This is a genomic window from Corynebacterium sp. EPI-003-04-2554_SCH2473622, from assembly GCF_001665955.1.
Taxonomy (GTDB): domain Bacteria; phylum Actinomycetota; class Actinomycetes; order Mycobacteriales; family Mycobacteriaceae; genus Corynebacterium; species Corynebacterium pseudodiphtheriticum.
This window is the reverse complement of sequence record NZ_LZMN01000027.1, coordinates 23870-41881: the sequence shown is the minus strand read 5'-3', so window position 1 is coordinate 41881 and position 18012 is coordinate 23870. Positions and strand designations below refer to the sequence as shown.

Annotated in this window: 17 protein-coding genes; 4 read left to right on the top strand and 13 right to left on the bottom strand. The window is 55.3% G+C overall.

From position 1 onward, the window contains the following. Positions 1-14 precede the first annotated feature (14 nt). From A5774_RS11435 to A5774_RS02165, 6 genes are read right to left on the bottom strand one after another with little or no spacing between them, the layout of a single operon-like run. A complete protein-coding gene (locus A5774_RS11435; RefSeq protein ID WP_021352412.1) occupies positions 15-182 on the bottom strand; it encodes a hypothetical protein in 168 nt (55 codons plus the stop codon). Beyond that, positions 182-787, bottom strand: a complete 606-nt coding sequence (gene hisB, locus A5774_RS02185; RefSeq protein WP_064833180.1) for an imidazoleglycerol-phosphate dehydratase HisB — start codon at positions 785-787, stop codon at positions 182-184. The genes A5774_RS11435 and hisB overlap by 1 nt, the downstream gene beginning before the upstream one ends. Continuing rightward, the gene (locus tag A5774_RS02180; RefSeq protein WP_064833179.1) at positions 784-1878 is read right to left on the bottom strand and encodes a histidinol-phosphate transaminase; all 1095 of its coding nucleotides are present in this window, start codon (positions 1876-1878) and stop codon (positions 784-786) included. Before A5774_RS02180 ends, hisB begins: the two co-directional genes overlap by 4 nt. A gap of 3 nt (positions 1879-1881) precedes the next feature. Further along, positions 1882-3207: a histidinol dehydrogenase gene (hisD, locus tag A5774_RS02175; protein ID WP_064833178.1), complete on the bottom strand. Its 1326-nt coding sequence runs from the start codon at positions 3205-3207 to the stop codon at positions 1882-1884. A gap of 22 nt (positions 3208-3229) precedes the next feature. Further along, positions 3230-3766 carry a hypothetical protein gene (locus A5774_RS02170; protein WP_021352416.1) on the bottom strand — a complete coding sequence of 179 codons (537 nt, stop codon included), beginning with the start codon at positions 3764-3766 and terminating at the stop codon, positions 3230-3232. Positions 3767-3769: 3 nt separating this feature from the next. Continuing rightward, entirely contained in the window at positions 3770-4477 is a 708-nt protein-coding gene (locus A5774_RS02165; RefSeq protein WP_027018268.1) for a hypothetical protein, read from the bottom strand. 207 nt (positions 4478-4684) lie between these two features. On the opposite strand from A5774_RS02165, the gene A5774_RS02160 reads away from it, so the two are divergent. From A5774_RS02160 to A5774_RS02150, 3 genes are all read left to right on the top strand, one after another. Then, a complete protein-coding gene (locus A5774_RS02160; protein WP_197490222.1) occupies positions 4685-5386 on the top strand; it encodes a TetR family transcriptional regulator in 702 nt (233 codons plus the stop codon). A gap of 60 nt (positions 5387-5446) precedes the next feature. Further along, on the top strand, positions 5447-6823 hold the full coding sequence (locus tag A5774_RS02155) for a hypothetical protein (RefSeq protein ID WP_082936060.1): 1377 nt from the start codon (positions 5447-5449) through the stop codon (positions 6821-6823). Between the two features lie 99 nt (positions 6824-6922). Beyond that, positions 6923-8668, top strand: a complete 1746-nt coding sequence (locus A5774_RS02150; RefSeq protein ID WP_064833176.1) for a BCCT family transporter — start codon at positions 6923-6925, stop codon at positions 8666-8668. Between the two features lie 36 nt (positions 8669-8704). On the opposite strand, the gene A5774_RS02145 is transcribed toward A5774_RS02150, so the two are convergent. The 5 genes from A5774_RS02145 to A5774_RS02125 all read right to left on the bottom strand — a co-directional run bounded on the left by A5774_RS02145 (position 8705) and on the right by A5774_RS02125 (position 15006). Next, positions 8705-9394 (bottom strand): S1 family peptidase, encoded by a 690-nt coding sequence (locus A5774_RS02145; protein ID WP_027018271.1) that lies wholly within the window; start codon positions 9392-9394, stop codon positions 8705-8707. A 98-nt stretch (positions 9395-9492) separates the two neighbouring features. Further along, positions 9493-10326 (bottom strand): ABC transporter ATP-binding protein, encoded by an 834-nt coding sequence (locus A5774_RS02140; protein ID WP_023019267.1) that lies wholly within the window; start codon positions 10324-10326, stop codon positions 9493-9495. Positions 10327-10331: 5 nt separating this feature from the next. Beyond that, positions 10332-12386, bottom strand: a complete 2055-nt coding sequence (locus A5774_RS02135; protein WP_064833175.1) for a dipeptide/oligopeptide/nickel ABC transporter permease/ATP-binding protein — start codon at positions 12384-12386, stop codon at positions 10332-10334. Next, a complete protein-coding gene (locus tag A5774_RS02130) occupies positions 12386-13351 on the bottom strand; it encodes an ABC transporter permease (protein WP_023019265.1) in 966 nt (321 codons plus the stop codon). The genes A5774_RS02135 and A5774_RS02130 overlap by 1 nt, the downstream gene beginning before the upstream one ends. Before the next feature lie 11 nt (positions 13352-13362). After that, positions 13363-15006 carry an ABC transporter substrate-binding protein gene (locus A5774_RS02125; protein ID WP_021352306.1) on the bottom strand — a complete coding sequence of 548 codons (1644 nt, stop codon included), beginning with the start codon at positions 15004-15006 and terminating at the stop codon, positions 13363-13365. Positions 15007-15375: 369 nt separating this feature from the next. Here A5774_RS02125 and A5774_RS02120 point away from each other — a divergent pair, with 369 nt between their 5' ends. After that, on the top strand, positions 15376-16077 hold the full coding sequence (locus A5774_RS02120) for a FadR/GntR family transcriptional regulator (RefSeq protein ID WP_021352305.1): 702 nt from the start codon (positions 15376-15378) through the stop codon (positions 16075-16077). Between the two features lie 46 nt (positions 16078-16123). Here the strand turns inward: A5774_RS02120 and A5774_RS02115 are convergent, their stop codons facing one another. Together A5774_RS02115 and A5774_RS02110 are read right to left on the bottom strand one after the other, a co-directional pair. Then, on the bottom strand, positions 16124-16855 hold the full coding sequence (locus A5774_RS02115; protein WP_064833174.1) for a putative N-acetylmannosamine-6-phosphate 2-epimerase: 732 nt from the start codon (positions 16853-16855) through the stop codon (positions 16124-16126). A 152-nt stretch (positions 16856-17007) separates the two neighbouring features. Beyond that, positions 17008-18012, bottom strand: a complete 1005-nt coding sequence (locus tag A5774_RS02110) for an ROK family protein (RefSeq protein WP_197490220.1) — start codon at positions 18010-18012, stop codon at positions 17008-17010.

Sequence of the window (18012 nt, the reverse complement as noted above, 5' to 3'; positions counted from 1 at the left end):
CTACTTTTCGCAGCTTACGGCATCTGCATAGTCATCATCCATATGGCCAGCACTATCACTGACACCGCAGCAACGGCAGCAATAATCGTCCAGGCTTTGGCACCGGCACGATAGGCACTGACGGCGCCACCAGCGAGCAAACCGGCGAACAAAAATGTGATTAATACCGATAGATTCGCCATTACAGCGCACCTTTAGTAGACGGGATATGGCCAGCTTGCTTCGGATCAATCTGCACCGCGGCACGCAAGGCTCGGGCCACCGCCTTGAATTCTGCTTCGGTGATGTGATGCGGGTCGCGACCATAATGGCAGCGAACATGCAAAGTCAGCCCCGCGTGCTTGGCGAAAGTATCAAAAAAATGCTCGTTCATAACCGTTGCGTAGTGGCCGCCAATGATCTGGTGCACCAAGTGCTCCGGTTCTCCCCGAAACACGCAATACGGCCTACCGGAAATATCCACCACGGCTTCTACCAGCGCTTCATCCATTGGCAACTGCTGCTGGCCAAAACGGGTAATTCCGGCTTTATCTCCGAGCGCCTTCGCAAAAGCTTCGCCTAAAACAATCGCGGTATCTTCCACAGTGTGATGAGCGTCGACTTCAATATCGCCACGCGCCGCAACCTGCAACCCAAAGCCACCGTGCACGGCGAAAGCAGTAAGCATATGGTCAAAAAACGGCAGACCAGTGGAAATATCGGTTGTTGCTGGGCCGTCCACGTTGATTTCTACCGAGATATCAGATTCACTCGTGGCCCGTTGATGCGTGCCAATGCGTGCGCTCATCGCTGCACCTCCCGTGCTGCTTGCAAAAAGGCTTCGTTTTCTTCTGGTGTACCGATCGTCGCCCGCAAATATCCGGCAACGCCGACGTCACGGATCAACACCCCACGATCCAAAAACTGCTGCCAGACTTCGTGTTGTTCAGCGAATTTTCCGAAAAACACAAAATTGGATTCGCTGGGCATCACGGTATAACCGAATTTTTCCAACCCGGCAACCACATGATTGCGCCCTTCGATTAGCTTGCCGACGTCGGCCAGCGTCTCATCAGCATGGCGCAAAGCAGCGCGGGCGGCAGCTTGTGTCAACACCGAAAGGTGATACGGCAAACGTACTAACTGCACGGCCTCCACGAAGGCGGGATCGGCAACAAAATAGCCCAGCCGCACCCCCGCAAAATCGAAGGCTTTGGACATGGTGCGCGAGACCACCAGTGTGGCAGGATACTTCGCGATCAGCGTTGCCGCCGACGGGCTGGCAGAAAATTCTGCGTAAGCTTCGTCGACAATCACAATGCCGTTGGCAGCATGGGCAGCCTGACACAGCTGCTCAATTTCGTCCAAACTAGTGGGCGTACCAGTCGGGTTATTGGGCGTCGTAATAAACACGACCGACGGTCGGTGTTCGGCGATTGTAGCCAGTGCGGAATCAATATCGACGGTGAAATCTGCCCGCCGCGGGACGTTAAGAAATTCTGTGTGTGTACCAGCAGCCAAAATTGGATGCATAGAATACGACGGCTGGAAACCCAACACGCTACGGCCAGGACCACCAAATGCCTGCAACAATTGCTGCAAAACCTCATTCGATCCGTTGGCTGCCCACACGTTTTCCCCAGTAACCTCTACCCCGGTCCGACGTGTCACATAGTCCGCCAAGTCCGCACGTAACTGCACCGCATCGCGGTCCGGATACCGGTTAAGTTGGGAAGACAATTGCCTGATCTCCTCCAACAACGTTTCCACTAGTGCCGGTGACGGCGGGTATGGATTTTCGTTAGTATTCAGCGCAACTGGTACCGCAAGCTGTGGGGCTCCATAAGCCCGTTGGCCACGCAGCTCCTCGCGCAAAGGCAAATGGGAAATATCGACCATGCGCTAGCCCTCCGCGTTTTCCGCACGCTCAGCAAAACGCGCCCGGATCGCCTCACCGTGGGCAGGCAGCTGTTCGGCCTGCGAAAATGCAATCACGTGCTCTGCGACCGAACGCAAACCTACACGATCATAGTCAATCAAGTTCACCGGACGTAGGAAGGTATGCGTCGACAACCCTGCCGAGAAGCGAGCTGTGCCTCCCGTAGGCAACACGTGGTTAGAACCGGCCACGTAATCACCCAACGGCACGGGAGAATATTCCCCCACAAAAATCGCTCCCGCATGGCGAACGCGTTCGGCAATTTCGCGGGCATTTTCCGTATGCACTTCCAAATGTTCAGCCGCATAGGCATCTGCCACACGTACGGCTTGCTCAAGGTCGTCGACAAGCACAATGCCGGACTGTTGACCACGCAAGGCTTGTTCGACACGAGCGTGGTTGGCAGTCACGCCATAGCGCTTTGCAACCTCATGGTTCACACGAGTGGCAAACTCTTCATCAGCAGTGATCAGGACACTCGCTGCCATCTCATCGTGTTCTGCCTGGGAGATCAGGTCATACGCGACCCAAATCGGGTTCGCAGTGTGATCGGCGATAATTGCAATCTCCGTGGGGCCGGCCTCCGAATCAATACCAACCACGCCTTGTACCAAACGCTTGGCGGCAGCGACATAAATATTGCCCGGGCCGGTGACCATATCCACCGGCTCACACAACTCGTCATCGCCATAAGCCAGCAGCGCCACCGCTTGCGCGCCGCCAACCGCCCAGACTTCATCAACCCCGAGCAACCGGCAAACAGCCAAAATAGTCGGATGCGGCCAACCACCACAATCTTCCTGTGGCGGGCTCGCGACTACGAGTGATTCTGCGCCGGCCTCCTGTGCCGGCACAGCATTCATGATTACCGACGACGGATACACCGCCTGTCCACCAGGCACATACAAGCCGACGCGTTCCACCGGACGGAAAACCTCAGTCACGCGGGCGCCGTCGGCAAGCTCGGTCGTATGCGATTGTGGTTTTTGCTCACTATGTACCTTGCGGGTCCGAGCAATGGCTTCCTCAATCGCCGCGCGCACATCCGGCTGCAACTCACCGACGGCACGGTCCATAATTTCTGCTGGCACGCGCACAGAGTCCGGCCGCACGCGATCGAAACGTGCACCAAATTCCAATGCCGCTTGCGCCCCACCCGTTTTCACCGCTTCAATAATGGGCGTGACCGTCGGCAAAACCGACGTAATATCTGTACCGCCCCGTGGCAGGCTACGGCGCAATTGGGCAGTGGTGGGCACTTGGCCTCGCAGGTCGATCGTGCTTAACACCGTAGTGGCTCCTTAATGCTGGCTAGGCGTCTTCTGTTTGTTTCACGACAGGGTTTTTCGTGGTTTCCGTCGCAGGACTAAGAACCTGTAACGACCAATACACCAGCATAGCCACGAATGGCGAGACCAGGTAACCCGAAATACCGGGTTTGGCGGCAGCTATCGTCGTGATCGTAGTCCCCGGCGCAAGCTGATCAGCAGCCCCTATGCCATGCACACTCATGCCAACGACGTCGCCAATGGCCAGAAATGACACTGCCCCTGCTAAAGCAACCACGCCAATCCACAACAAATCCACGAATTTGCGGGAACCTTGCAGAAGATAGGCGAAAATCGCCAATGCCACGGACATCGCGGCAGTGGCGATCACATACGTCGCAAACGCTATGAAATGGCTGGAATCAGAATAATCTGGGATCAGACTCTCGGTACTGACAACCTGCGCTGAAAACGTCGGGCGCAACAACCCCCAAATTGCGCCGCCAACGGAATACACGATCAGCCAGAGACCAATCAGCCCAGCCCGGTCCCCCAGCCAGCGCGGAATACTGCGAGCCATGAATTACTTACAGAACTTCCACTGGCCGTCTTCGATCTGGTAGCGCTGGATGGATTCATCCTTGCCCTGCGGGGTGTTTACCGTAACGGTTGCCGAAGCACGGTCGCCGTTGCGCTGCACGTTGGTGACAGACTCAATGTACGAGCGGTTTGGCATAAGTTCATATGCCCGGTCGAATTGCGCACGAGTTGCCGGATCTAATTCATCCATATTGAAGGCATTAGCGCCACCAATTTCATCCAAAGCCGCGCGGCAAGTGTTATTCGGGATGTACTGCATGAATTTCGTCAGGGTCTCCTGCTGGTACGCGCCATCCAACAACTGACGAATCTCACCGATGGTTTGCTCGTCGGCAGGCTGACCACCCTCGACAGGAGCCACATTCAAACGCTGTTGGTCGAGCTGCTGATCGAATGGGTTGACAGGCTGACCATTATGGCCACCCTGTGCTGGGGCACCGCCCGCTGCCGCTTGGTTACCAGGCTTCGGCTGCTGCCCCTCAGGGTGCTGATCTTCTTCTTTCTTGTCGTGTTCGTCCTTATGCTCCGGGTCTTCGGTTGGGGTTGCCGAAGGGGTTTCCGACGTGCTGGTGACAGTGGAAGTGTTTTTCGCAGCGGTTTCCTCGTCAGCCGACGAGCACCCAGCCACAATCAGTGGGGCCAGTGCAGCGAGAGCCACAATGGCTTTTTTGGGTGTCAGGGACAAAGACATGGATGCTCCTTGAATATTTGGGGTAGCGCCACGGAGGCGAATACTTGAACTCTTTGGCGTAACGTCACGTAATCCTAACAGCCTGCCCCGCGTGCGAACATGAAAACTTCCTCGGAACTTGCTGTGAGCTTCAGGCTAGGCGCTGCGAATCGCGGCGCTCGCCGTCACGTACTACACACAAAACAGACTGCCGTAAACTATGCAATTGTGCAGCTACACCGCGAAACCATCATCTCCCAGGCCCTGGAGCTTCTTGACACCTATGGGCTGGCGGATATGACAATGCGACGGGTAGCGAACTCCCTCGGCGTTGCCGCAGGAGCCCTCTATTGGCATATCGCCAACAAACAAGAATTGATTACAGCGGTAGCAAAAAAGATTCTGCAGCCGGTTTTTGCGCTTGTCGACGCACCACCGGGCAGTACGTACGCTAGCCCCCAGGATTTTTGCACCACGCTACACTCCACACTGCTTGCCCACCGTGATGGAGCCGAGCTAGTGCACGCAGCGGTCTCACAACCACATTCTCCCTTGTGGTCTCACCTATGTGACAGCCTTGTGGCTAGCATTCACCACGAGCTTGGACACAATGCGCCGAAAAAAGGTCACGTTGCGGCCATCCACGCCGCAGACCACGCCGAGGCCGACGTCATCGCTACCGCCACCTCGGCTCTACACCTAGTGTTCGGCGCAAGCATAATGGAACAATCAGCTCAGCAATTGCTCGCTGCCAGTAAATCGGCTGCCAGTAAATCGGCTGCCAGTAAATCCACTAGCTCTAATACCACTACCTCTAATACCGATGGTTCTAACGCAAACGATTGCAACGGGGCTGGCACCACCGATGTCGAACGAGGCATTACCGTGTTATTAGCAGGGCTGCAATCCCGGTGCCATGAGCAGAGTTAACCCGGTGCCATTAACAGAACTGCCAGCCCCACAGCCGCCCAACCAGGAAGGATCACTGCCGTGACGCAAGCCCATAACGCCACGCTGACCGTCTCCAATGACACGATCACCATGATGCGTAGCGAATTATCCGCAGCGCTATACCGCGGCGACGAATCACGCACGGTCTCAACCATCAATATTGCTGACATCACCGGCATTTCCGCCACTGAACCCACCGCGCTAGAGTGCGGCTCCGTTGTGCTCCACGGCACTGATATGTCAGTCACCTTCCCACCTGGTCAAGCGAGCACCAAAGCACTACAAGCATTCATCACCGATATTCGTGACGCCCAACAAGGAAAAGCTCCAGCCGAAGGTGCGGTAGCTGGACTAAATTTCCTAGCCATTGCTATCGAGTCAACGGGAAACGTCGAGAAGAATACAGGAGACAACACAGACGGCGAAGGCAAAGCAGAGGTCAATACCAACGGCACAGCCTCATACAACAACGTACTGCGCGTCCACACCGTGGAGTACACCGACGGCCAGGCCAACACAGAAAAAACGTGGAGCATAGAAGAATTCGCGCACCATTTGCAGAATTCGCCAGCGCTTGTCGACGGCTCGACCCCGATCGTCGCCCACAACGGTTTTTATCAGGCAGCACAGCTGCATCGGGCGCTGGCTGCTACTCACGCTACATTCACCTACGCGTGCACACTAGCCCTAGCCCGCAACGCCAGCACGCACGCCACCATCGACGTTCGCGACCATGAATTAGACACGATCGCCCAAGCACTGGAAGTCGCAACAGACAAACCCGCTTCCACAGAAAGCGCGGCCGCTGCCGCCTACGTCACCGGTGAGATACTCGTAGAGCTAGCCTTGCGCGAACATCACCGCGGCAGCGTTGCCGAGTTATATGCCGCCAGTAATTTTGCACTGGGCAAAGTTCACGGCGACACCCACATTCCCGTACTGCGCACTGATCTCAGCGAATTAGCCGGTGGCGGAGCACAAAGCACCGGCAGCAACGCGCAAACCGGCCAAAGCAGCCAGCAGGCGTCGACAAGCGAAAAAGCCGGGAAATCCTCGGCGAAATCCGGTAGTGGCCAGCCCGCCCCATGGCAAGCCGTCGCCACCCCAGATACCGTGCCGGAAGCGAACCACAATGCAGACTCAGACCATCCGTTATTCGGCGAACACGTCACGCTAACCGGGGAATTCGAGCCTTACGACAAAGGTCGGTTGTGGTCAGACATTGCGGAACGCGGCGCACAAATCGGCAAAAATGTCACGAAGAAAACCACCATTTTGGTGGTTGGCGAATGGGCGAAAAAGACCTCGAAAGAAAAGCGAGCGGAGGAACTCAACGAAAAAGGTCAAGGGATCGCCATTTGGCCGGCATCCAAGCTCCTGCACGTCTTGGGGCTAGACGAAGAGCCTCCGTTCTAGGAATCCTCCGTCCCAGCTCCGGGACAAAAATCTCCCCAGCCAAGGTCAGGCTCAGTATAATCCCTGCTAGAACTTTGTAACCTAGCTGGCAGGAAGAATATGACGCCACCTTCTACATCATCAACCGGGTCCGCACCCACTAAGCGCAGATTCCGGCTCCAAACTGACCCCTTCGTCTTTTTCACCGCCACCATTTTCGTGGCGGTTTTCGTGGCCGGAACGATCGCCTTCGGTTCCCGGGCTCGCGATCTCTACAGCGATGCTTCCGACACACTGCTGCGGAATTTCGCATGGCTTTATATCGGTGGTTTTTCCGTCATCTTCGTGTTCCTGATCGGAATCTTCGTCTCCAAATTCGGAAAACTGCGCTTAGGCGACGACGAAGACGAACCTGAATTTTCCTTGCCCGTTTGGTTCGCTATGCTTTTCGCGGCCGGGCTAGGCGCTACCCTGCTGTTTTGGGGTGCCGCTGAACCAATCCACCACGCGTACAATCCGCCACGTGGCGAGCTGGAACCGATGAGCCAAGAGGCCATCACCCAGGCATTCGAATACACCTACTACCACTTCGCTGCCCACATGTGGGTAATTTTCGTGCTGCCGGGCTTGGCAATGGGCTATTTCATTTACAAGCGCAAAATGCCTGCACGCATCTCTTCGGTATTTTCACCATTTCTGGGCGGAATGGTCTACCGCTGGCCGGGCAAACTAATTGATGCAATGGCCATCATCGGCACCATCTTTGGTCTTGCGGTTTCTGTCGGCTTGGGCGTACTACAAATCAACGCCGGACTAAACATCATGTGGGGTGTGCCGCTAGTCGGCTGGGTGGAAGTGCTGATCATCGTCGGGATTACCGTGACCGCTTCTATTTCTGTGGCCACCGGCCTGGATAAGGGCGTGAAAATCCTATCCAACCTGAACATTCTCGGTGCCGTACTACTGATGATCTTCGTGGCCGTCATGGGTCCAACGTTGAAAGTTATTAACCACACGACGGAAGCGTTCGGAATTTATGCCAGCAGCCTGCCAGAACTGATGTTTTGGGTAGACTCCTACAACGAAAACCCAGGGTGGCTAAATTCCTGGACGGCCTTCTACTGGGCGTGGACAATATGCTGGTCGCCGTTCGTCGGCATGTTCATCGCACGTATCTCACGTGGGCGCACCGTACGTGAATTCATCGGTGGTGTGCTCGCCTTGCCGACGATTTTCGTCATCGTATGGTTCTCCATCTTTGGCCGCTCCGCCATCGAAATGGAGCTGGAAGATCCCGGTGTGCTGACCGGGCCAGTCGTTGAAGAAGGCAACACCCCGGTTGCCTTGTTCGCGCTCCTGGAGCAATACCCGCTGTATGCCGTATCCGGCACGCTGGCCTTGGCTGTCATCACGATTTTTTTCATCACCTCAATTGACTCCGCTGCCCTGGTGATGGATACATTCGCCACCGGTGAAGAGGCCAAATCCCCTACCTACTACCGCGTCGCGTGGGCGATTGCTGTCGGTGTAGTAACCGCTGCCTTATTGTTCATCAACGAATCCGGAATCCAAGCGATCCAGGAAGTGGTGACCATCGTCGCGCTGCCATTCTTCATCATGCAAGGGTTCATCATGATCTCATTGCTGAAGGGTATGGGCGACGACTACGCGGCTTCGACACGCGTGCGCACCCGGCGCTGGGAAAAGACTGATACTCCGGAAAAACTCGAGAAAGCCGAAAACAAGCCAGCGCCAGGTTATGACAAAGATGGCAACGAAGTCGAAGCCCCGGAATTCGAATACGAAGAAGGCGACGGGTGGAAGCTCACCGGTAATGTCACGGTCGAAACGGACGACAAAAAATAGACGAAAAACCGTCAGGCAGCAGGCAAGAGAACTGTGTTAGAAATTCGCAGTGTCTCCTGTAGTCGCCAGTTTCTCCGCGATCCATTCTTTTTGCGCCGCAATATCAGCGAGGTTCAGTGGCACGCCGTTGCCAGAGATTGCCGAGGCCACACCCGCTAGCTTTCCATCAATAAAGAGCGGCCCGCCGGAATCACCTGGTTTGGAATAGGCACCATCTTGATGGTGCACAACAAACATCTTGCCGTTGCTATAACTGCCGTCTTGGTAACTACCTTGTACCTCAGCGGTCGATTGCTGCAAGTAATTATGTTCGCGATTATCCCAACCGTAGAAGGTTCCGGTCTGTCCAGCCTGAGGCGATTCGGAAGCCAATTGTGGGTAGCTGTCGAAATCGAAGGCAGAATACATGGACATCCGCACAAGCGAAATGTCACCGCTTGGGGCATAGAAAGTTTCCTGCGAGCCTTTGCGGCCGCCCTTTTTGTCGATGCCAGTAGTGATCGGCATCGGGTGGTTACCTTCTCGGAAGCAGTGTTTTGCGGCGAGGACCCAGTGTGGGCTGATGACCGTACCCGTGCAGCCGCCGACAATGACGATATTCTGTGCCTTTTTGTCATCGGGAGAGACGTCATGGCCTCCCCGAACGGCATTGGCTTGCGGCGCTACCGCGCCGGTGACAGCAACAGCAATGGCGCTCAGAAGGAACGCAATCTTCTTCAATCTCATACCCAAGAGACTAATAAGATTCTTTTATGATCCCAAATAGTGTTAACTATCACTCATTTTTCGCACAAAACCCGCAGAGCCTGCTGAGATTCTCCGGGCTAATCCCCTAGTAGCGACGGCACTGCGCTTAGTAATTCGCGCGTGTATTCATGCTGCGGGTTGCCGAAAATTTCCTCGGTCGTGTTTTCTTCCACGATTTCCCCACCGAGCATCACGCAAATCCGGTCGGATACGTAACGCACAGTGTTGATGTCGTGAGAAATGAACACCAAGCCCAAGCCCATTTCACGTTTGAGGTCCAACAACAAGTTAAGCACCTGCGCACGCACTGATACATCAAGTGCAGAGGTAGGTTCGTCGGCAATGATCACGTCCGGCTCGAGCACGAGCGCACGAGCAATAGCGACACGCTGACGTTGACCACCAGAAATCTGCCGCGGTAACACGTTGAGTGCTGATTGTGGCAGGCCAACTAGTGACAACAGCTCACGGACACGACTGAGACGATCGTTATGCGAGCCCACCCCATGCACATTCAACGGATCCAGCAATTGCTGCTGCACGCTCATGCGTGGGTTCAATGAGGTCGCTGGATCCTGGAAAACCACAGAAACTGACTTCCCCATTTGTTTGCGTGCAGATCTCCCCCAACCCAACTGCTCGCCTTTAAACAGCACCTCGCCAGAGGTAGGTTTCTGCAGCCCCACCATGACTTTGGCCAGGGTAGATTTACCGCAGCCGGATTCGCCGACAATGCCGACAATGTCGTTGCGGTAGATCTGGAAGTTAATGCCTTTATTCGCTTGCACCTTATTCGGGCTAAACAGACTACCGGTACGGGTTTTGAACACCACGCTGGTATCCCGCAGCTCCAGCACAGGCTGGCCTAGGTCTGATTTCTTAGCCGACAGGCTTTTATCCAATTCGGTCATGGCGACTAGCCTTCCTGCTTCGAACTATCAGCTGCCACGTTAGCGCCACGGCGAACTGCCTCTAGCTCATCGGTGCTCGCGTAATAGTGGGTAGAGGTTGCTTCATCGCCGAGCAAACGCAGCGTTGGTTTTTCCTCCAACCCCAGCTCTGGGTATGACGAGCGCGGCGCGAAACGGTCCCCGTTGACGAATTCCGTCGGTGACGGCACTGTTCCTGGAATCTGGTACAAACGTTGTGCGTTAGCTTCGACAGACAAAACCGCACCGAGCAACCCACGGGTGTATTCGTGAGTCGGAGCATGCAGGATCTCGGCAGTGCTGCCTTGCTCGACCACCTGCCCCGCGTACATCACGGTAATTTTATCCGCCATGCGAGCCACCAAGGCTAGGTCATGCGAGACAAAGATCATCGCGAAGCCAAGTTTCTTTTGCAGATCATTAAGCAGTTCGACGACTTGCTTTTGCACCGTCACATCCAGTGCAGTAGTCGGTTCATCGGCAATCAACAAGCGCGGGTTCCGTGTCAGCGCCATTGCAATCAGCACGCGTTGACGCTGACCTCCCGAAAGCTCATGCGGGTAGGACTTCAGCGTGCGATCTGGATCCAAACCAACCAGCTCTAGGAGTTCCCGAGCTCCGCGCTTTCCGCCTCGCTTAATCAATTGCGTCATCTGCGCCTTGATGAGCATCGAGGGATTCAGTGAGGATAAAGCATCCTGATAAATCATGGCGATTTCATGCCCGCGCAATGCGTTGTGCTGTTTTTCGCTCAGATCCAGCACGTTCTTTCCGTCGTAAAGAACTTCGCCCGTTTTCACCGCCGAATTCGGCAACAAGCCCATGATGGACATGGCCGAAATGGACTTGCCACAGCCAGACTCACCCACCAATCCCAAGGTTTCTCCGGGGGCGACAGAAAAGTTTACGCCGTCGATAATATCGACCGACCCATGTGCATCCGGAAAGCTAATGCGGAGATTTTTGACTTCCAGCAGCGGGGTTTTCTTTGCAGAAGCCCCGGCCTCTGCCTTCCCAGCTTCGCGTCGTTGAGTCACCATGGACGAACCACGCAGAGCACTCAGCGATTGTTCCAGCGCAGCCCGGGATTCCTCTCGGGAAGTCGCACCGAGGGTCTTCACAGCAGCAGCTTTCTCAGCTTGCTCGGCAGCTTTCGCATCATCGGCAATTGGTTTGCGTGCAGGCGGCGAAGCCAGTGCGTCGGTCATGCCCTCGGACATGATGTTCAAACACAACACGGTAATCAACAGCATCAAACCAGCGAAGAAAGTAGGCCACCAGGCACCGGTGAGCAAAATGCCCTGTCCATCGGACAGAATATTGCCCCACGATGGGTTCGGCGGCGCAACACCGGCGTTGATGAAGGACAACGAGGCTTCCAGCACAATCGCGTCAGCAACCAAAACCGTGGCAAAAACTAATACCGGCGCAATGCAGTTGCGCGCAACTTGTTTGAGCAAGATATGCGCTGTTGATGCACCCATGACCCGGGAGGCTGATACGTAGTCCTCACCGAACTGCCCCAAAACATTCGCACGAATAATACGGGACAGCTGCGGGGTATAAACGAAACCGATCGCGATGATCAAAATAGCTACGTTATTACCCCACACCGCAACGAAGACCGCGGCCAGCGCGATGGCGGGGAAGGACATGACGATGTCCAAAATACGCATCAAAATTTCTGAAACGACTTTGTTCGATGTCGCGGCAATTGAGCCCAACACAGCCGCGGCCAGCAAAGCCAGCCCTGTTGCCAACAAACCAATGAGCAGCGAGGAACGTGCACCGTAAATAACCCGCGATAAAATGTCACGACCAACGGAATCCGTACCGAATAAGTGCTCACCAGACGGTGCCTGAATCGGAGTTCCCGTAGACAATGGGTCATGCGGTGCGATAAGCGGCGCAAAGACAGCGGCCAGCACCACGAGGCCGAGGACCACCATGGAAATCTTTGATTTCAACGGCAGGTTTTTCAGGCCAGTAAATCGTGCGCCAGCTTTATTCTCCAGCTTTTGCGTGGTTTTTGCTCGTAGCATTAGATGCTCCTAATCCGTGGATTCACCAGCACGTAGAGAATATCGACGATGATGTTGATAACGATGAACGCGATCGCGACCACCAATGTCACGCCTTGGACCAAGTAAACGTCGTTACGCACAACGCCATCGAGAATTAGCTGGCCCATCGCCTGGATATTAAAGATGATCTCAATGACGGCCGCACCACCCATGAGGTAGCCCACCCGAAGACCAAGCACTGTAATGGGGGTAATCAAAGCATTACGCAAGACATTTCGTCCGATGACGGTGCCACGCGGCACACCTGCACCGATGGCCATGCGGACGTAATCTTTGTCGAGTTCTTCCACCATCGAGGTACGCACGACACGGGTTAACGAACCTGCCACCGGCACAGCAAGTGCCACAGCAGGGAGGAAAATATTATTCGCCCAGGTCGCAGGATCTTGGCTAAACGGCACCCACCGGGCCACGACGGCTGGGAAGGCTCCCCAACCACCAGGAATGGTTCCCAGCCACTGGATCAACAAAATAGCCAACCAGAACGACGGGGTCGCTAGCGCGGCAATCGAAAGCACACGAATAACCTGGTCTACCCATTTTTCTCGGTAGATAGCAGCTAATACACCCAAGATCACGGAAACGATGACCGCTAACAGCAACCCTGTAAAAGTCAACTGCAGCGTGATGGGAAACGCGTGCGCGATGCGCTCGGTAACCGGCACGCCGCCGGATGACAAGCCCAGGTCGCCTTGCACCATGTTGACCAGAAACTGGCCATAGCGCACGAGTAATGGATCATTCAGACCGTGTTCTTCGCGGTAAGCCTCCAGGGCAGCGGGCGAAGCAGTCTCGCCGAGGGCGAGGCGTGCCGGGTCCGCTGGCGAGAACGACATGATGAAAAACACCAAGAACGTTACGCCCAGGACCATAATCGGCAGCGCCAGCAGCCTGCGTCCGACGAGGCGGATCAGATTAGACATTCAGTCTTGCCTTATTTTTCGGTGGTTCCTGCACCCAAGAAGTACAGTCCGGTGACCGGAATTGGCTCAAAGTCGACGAGGGTGTTGTTATCCCAAGCGCTTGGCGACTTCCGGTGGAACAGTGGGTACAGCGGAACCTCATCGGAAAGCACGTCGAAGGTTTCGTTCCAGATTTCTTGCTGCTTGGCTTCATCGGTTTCTTGCAGACCCTTATCCAACAAGTCCTGGATCTTTTCGTAGCCTTCGTCATTCCAGTGCATACGAGTCTGGGTCCAGGTGTCGTTGCCGTACCACCAACGCATCAGCAAGTTTGGATCGTTACCGAAGACCGATGGGTCGCCTGGGGCCAGAACGACGTCGTAAGCTTCGGGCTTACCGTCGATGGTGTTGTAAACATCGGAAGATTTCTTCTCCGTGAATTCAACTTCCACGCCAGCTTCTTTCAGGCTTTCCTGCACGATCGGCGAGACCAGCTTTACCCAGTCGTGGTCGGTAGCCAACAGACGCAGCTTAGACACGCCTGCTTTTTCGAACAGTTCTTTCGCCTTGGCCGTGTCGTGTTCATAGACGTTTGCGGCTTCATGGAAGTTCGGGTGCTCAGTATCCAGGAAGGACTTCGCGGCGGTGGCCTGCCCCTGCATCGCGTTTTCGATGACCTTGTCCATATCAATCGCGTACAAGAATGCCTGGCGAGCGTCCTTGTTCGAGAATTGGTTTGACGGATCGTTGTTGAACATGGAGAACAACAGGCCGAATCCCTGCTCAGATTCAAGCTCGTTAGTGGCAGCAACCGTATCTACGTTCAGATATGGCACGGCGTCAATCGCCTGTACTTGCTGAGATTGCAAGGCGTTAATGCGCGTCGAGGCATCCGGAATGATGTCCCATTCCATCTTTGCGGACCGCGCCGGACGATCACCATTATAGTGCTCGTTGCGTTCGAACTTGATGGTGTTCGTGGCGCCACCGTTGTCGGTCATAACGTATGGACCAGAACCAACCGGGTTGTTATCGAAAGCCTTTGGATCTTCCTCCACAACATCCTTCGGCACGATCTTTACCGTCGACAAGCGCTCGGCCAAGACGCCAGTTGGGTGCTTCAGCGTGAATTTCACGCTAGTATCGTCGACTTTTTCTACTGAGTCGATGAAGTCGATGAAGGAAGCGTAGAGCGACTCATTGGATTCATCCATGACGCGCTCAAAGGAGAAAACAACGTCGTCGGCTGTAATGTCCGAGCCATTAGAGAATTTCGCGCCTTCACGCAGCTGCACTGTAGCTTCGGTGCTATCGCCAGAATCCGGCAACTCCGACGCCAGGGCTGCATAGGTGGTGCCGTCGGTCTGGTCTAGTTCGGTCAGACCTTCCAGGGTGTGCCAGTTAGCAGCCACAGTCAGTGCAGCGGTGGTGGTCATTGGGTCATAGCCATTGGTGCCAAGCTCATAGGAAATAGCAGCCCGGATGGTACCTTCTTCGTTCACCTCACCAGAGGATGCAGAATCAGAAGAATCAGAAGCACTAGAGCCATTCGCGTTGGTGTCTTGTGCACCATTGGACGAGCTGTTGTCAGGAGCACACGCCGCAAGCGCAATGCTCATACTGGCCGCGGCAGCAACCATGCCAATCCGGCGGATAATGGAGATATTCATAGACATGTGGTCTTGATCCTTCCTTGTCAGGCCTGCCCACCCAGTGCACGGTGCACCCCGGCGAGTACGTGACACGTCACGTTGCGACCCAATGGTGTGAATGTGATCATATAATATGTCAGACATCTGACTGCCGACAAGCAAGCTGGCACTAAACATGCCATACGAAGCAGTCACAATTGTCATTTTCCAAGGTCACCAACTATCGTCGCCCGTCGACCGGGGGTAACCCCTCCCAACACCTCGGCCAACGAGCCTGACAATGAGACCACAAACGAGGCTGACGATGAGACCGACAATGAAACTGACAACGACACATCGCCGCCAGCAAAGGCCCTGTCCCCGAATTTTCAGTCCGGCCCGAAAGGACCAATTGTGAGCCAACGCATTAATGCCGCGACACTCGCCGCCAACGGGATCACCGAGTACATCAAACGCAACCAGCTGCGCCCAGGCGACCCTTTGCCCACAGAAGCCAATTTGTGTGAAGCTCTTAACCTTTCTCGCTCCTCTGTCCGCGAGGCAGTACGCACACTGTCCAGCTTGGACATCGTAGAAGTACGCCACGGACACGGCACTTTTGTGGGCTCGCTTTCTCTTTCCCCCTTAATCCAAGGCATGGTTCTGCGCACTACCATTGATTCCGAAAATTCTTTCCAACATCTACGCGATGTCGTGGAAGTGCGTATCGGGCTTGATTTATCCATGGCCGATGAATTGTGCACAGCCTTTACTGCCGACGACGCCACCCACCTATTGGAATTGGTACAAGCCATGCACGAAAAACACTCGGCCGGACAATCTTTTGCGGAAGAGGACCACGCCTACCACCGTCGTCTGCATTCGTTGATTGCCAATAACCTGATCCGAGAGCTCTCCGATGCTTTTTGGCAGATTCACATGGACGTATTGCCATTAATGGAAGTGCAGATGCCCGGTGACATTGAAAAAACCATCGAGGCCCACGCTGCGATAGTGCACGCTTTAGCAGCCGGTGACGCGCAACTCTACCGTGAAAAAGTACTTGCGCATTATGCCCCATTGCAGCGCGCGATCGCCGCAGTACAAGCACGCTAATGGGGCACGGTGGCCACCTGCACGGAGGCCACCGTGCAGGCGAAAACTAATCTAGCTCTCGCAAGGGGGCAGAAAAAGCCGCGGTAATCCAGCCCGGATCGGTAATCGCGGTTCCGGCAATGATCGCATCAGCGCCCTGCTCAATACCTTGCGCGACTGCCGGTGGGCTATGGAACCGCCCTTCCCCAATCACGAATGCATCTGCCCCCACCAGTGCACGCCCTTGTGCAAGGCAGGCGAAATCCGGCCCCACAGTTTTCTCCCGGTGTTCGGTGTAACCAGCCAGCGTCGTCGAGATGATATCCGCACCATCGCTATGCGCCGCCGCCATTTCTTCTGGGGTCGCGCAATCAGCCATAATCACCACACCCAGTTCGTGCGCTAATTTCACCAGCTCAGCAAAACTAGAACCGTCAGGACGCTCACGCAAGGTGGCATCGGCGCAAACCACCGCTGCCCCCGCAGCAACCACATTGCGCACAGACTCACGCGTTGGCGTGATGTAAACGCCAGTATCGCCTTCTTTGGTCAAGCCAAACACCGGCACGTCGACTGCACTGGCGATAGACGCAATATCTTCTACCCCACCATATCCACCACAGCGAATCGCTGGTGCTCCGCCATCGACGCAGGCACGCGCCACGTGAGTCAGCGTATGGGTATCGCGCATCGCATGCCCATCAGGAGCTTGTACCGAAACCACGAGTTTGCCACGCACGGCGGTAATGATTTCTTGCCGACGACCGGCGATATCACTGGCCTGAAAATTAAAAGGCATAGCTTTTGCGCCCTTTCTGGTGTGAGGTGTTTAGGTATGTGGGGTAACTAAGTTCTTGAGGTAACTCAAGCCTTAAGGTGACTCAAGCGTTGGGATAACTGAGCCGGTGAAAACTGCTCCTGTGAGAAAACCAAACGGTCTTCTCATCACAACTATTCCGCATACTCGCGGGCATAAGCAGCTGCACCTATCAATGGCGCGAGTCTGCCTAGCTCAGAATCCACGATTGGTAGTCGTTGCGCAGAATCCACCGTCCATTGTGCGAACCCAGCGCGCAGCGCACCTAAAATCGGTTCACCGAGCCCACCAACCCCGCCGCCGATGATGATGCCATCGATATCGAGCGCAAAAGCGAGCCCGGCCAGCGCACGCCCAAAACCGCGCATATTGCCATCAATCACGTCAAATGCCAGGCGATCTCCGGCATGATAGCGCTTCATGATCTCTGGAAGGCTCAGTTCATCGGGTCCGGCAGGGTGGTCCCAAGCGATACGCCCGGCATAGTCTGCATCAGCCGCGAGCACGTTGTAATAGCGCGCTAGGGAGTTTCCGGAGCAAGTGTTTTCTACCCTTTCGGCCATGCCCCGCAGATCTGCCACGAGTAACTCCGAAAATTCACCGATGGAACCGGAGGTTCCGGTTTGTAATTCTCCGTTGTCGACGATGGCTCCGCCGACGCCTGTGCCCAGCGAAAGATAGATCACGCGGCCAGTAATACCGCGTCCGGCACCGAAGTTGTGCTCACCGAACGCCCAAATGCGCACGTCGTTGTGACATGCTACGGGCACATTCGTGTGACGAGCGATAATGTCTTCGATGATGGTTCCTTGCCAACCAGGAACCGTGGGGCCGGAACGGAGTATGGTTCCACTCGGCCCGCGAACAATGCCCGGCGCGCCGACGCCGATGCGGTCTGGCTCGATCCCCGCTTCACGAGCTGCTGCCAATGCGATGCCGACAGCTTTGTCGAACTCCGCTGCTAGCGAAGAACCTTGTGGTTGTGCAGGTGCGGATCCGGCAGCAATGGTTTCAGTTGGGCTGTTGTCGTGGACGATGCCGTAGGCGATTTTCGTACCACCGATATCGAAGCACAGAGTGCTCGGTGCGCTCGGCGCACTCAGTGCGCTCTGTGTCGGGATGCTGTTTTGCACCTGCAC

What these genes read in the sequence shown, in the direction of transcription:
- A5774_RS11435 (WP_021352412.1), bottom strand. Translation starts at nt 182, where the DNA reads ATGGCGAATCTATCGGTATTAATCACATTTTTGTTCGCCGGTTTGCTC.
- hisB (WP_064833180.1), bottom strand. Translation starts at nt 787, where the DNA reads ATGAGCGCACGCATTGGCACGCATCAACGGGCCACGAGTGAATCTGAT.
- A5774_RS02180 (WP_064833179.1), bottom strand. Translation starts at nt 1,878, where the DNA reads ATGGTCGATATTTCCCATTTGCCTTTGCGCGAGGAGCTGCGTGGCCAA.
- A5774_RS02170 (WP_021352416.1), bottom strand. Translation starts at nt 3,766, where the DNA reads ATGGCTCGCAGTATTCCGCGCTGGCTGGGGGACCGGGCTGGGCTGATT.
- A5774_RS02165 (WP_027018268.1), bottom strand. Translation starts at nt 4,477, where the DNA reads ATGTCTTTGTCCCTGACACCCAAAAAAGCCATTGTGGCTCTCGCTGCA.
- A5774_RS02150 (WP_064833176.1), top strand. Translation starts at nt 6,923, where the DNA reads ATGACGCCACCTTCTACATCATCAACCGGGTCCGCACCCACTAAGCGC.
- A5774_RS02145 (WP_027018271.1), bottom strand. Translation starts at nt 9,394, where the DNA reads ATGAGATTGAAGAAGATTGCGTTCCTTCTGAGCGCCATTGCTGTTGCT.
- A5774_RS02140 (WP_023019267.1), bottom strand. Translation starts at nt 10,326, where the DNA reads ATGACCGAATTGGATAAAAGCCTGTCGGCTAAGAAATCAGACCTAGGC.
- A5774_RS02135 (WP_064833175.1), bottom strand. Translation starts at nt 12,386, where the DNA reads ATGCTACGAGCAAAAACCACGCAAAAGCTGGAGAATAAAGCTGGCGCA.
- A5774_RS02130 (WP_023019265.1), bottom strand. Translation starts at nt 13,351, where the DNA reads ATGTCTAATCTGATCCGCCTCGTCGGACGCAGGCTGCTGGCGCTGCCG.
- A5774_RS02125 (WP_021352306.1), bottom strand. Translation starts at nt 15,006, where the DNA reads ATGTCTATGAATATCTCCATTATCCGCCGGATTGGCATGGTTGCTGCC.
- A5774_RS02115 (WP_064833174.1), bottom strand. Translation starts at nt 16,855, where the DNA reads ATGCCTTTTAATTTTCAGGCCAGTGATATCGCCGGTCGTCGGCAAGAA.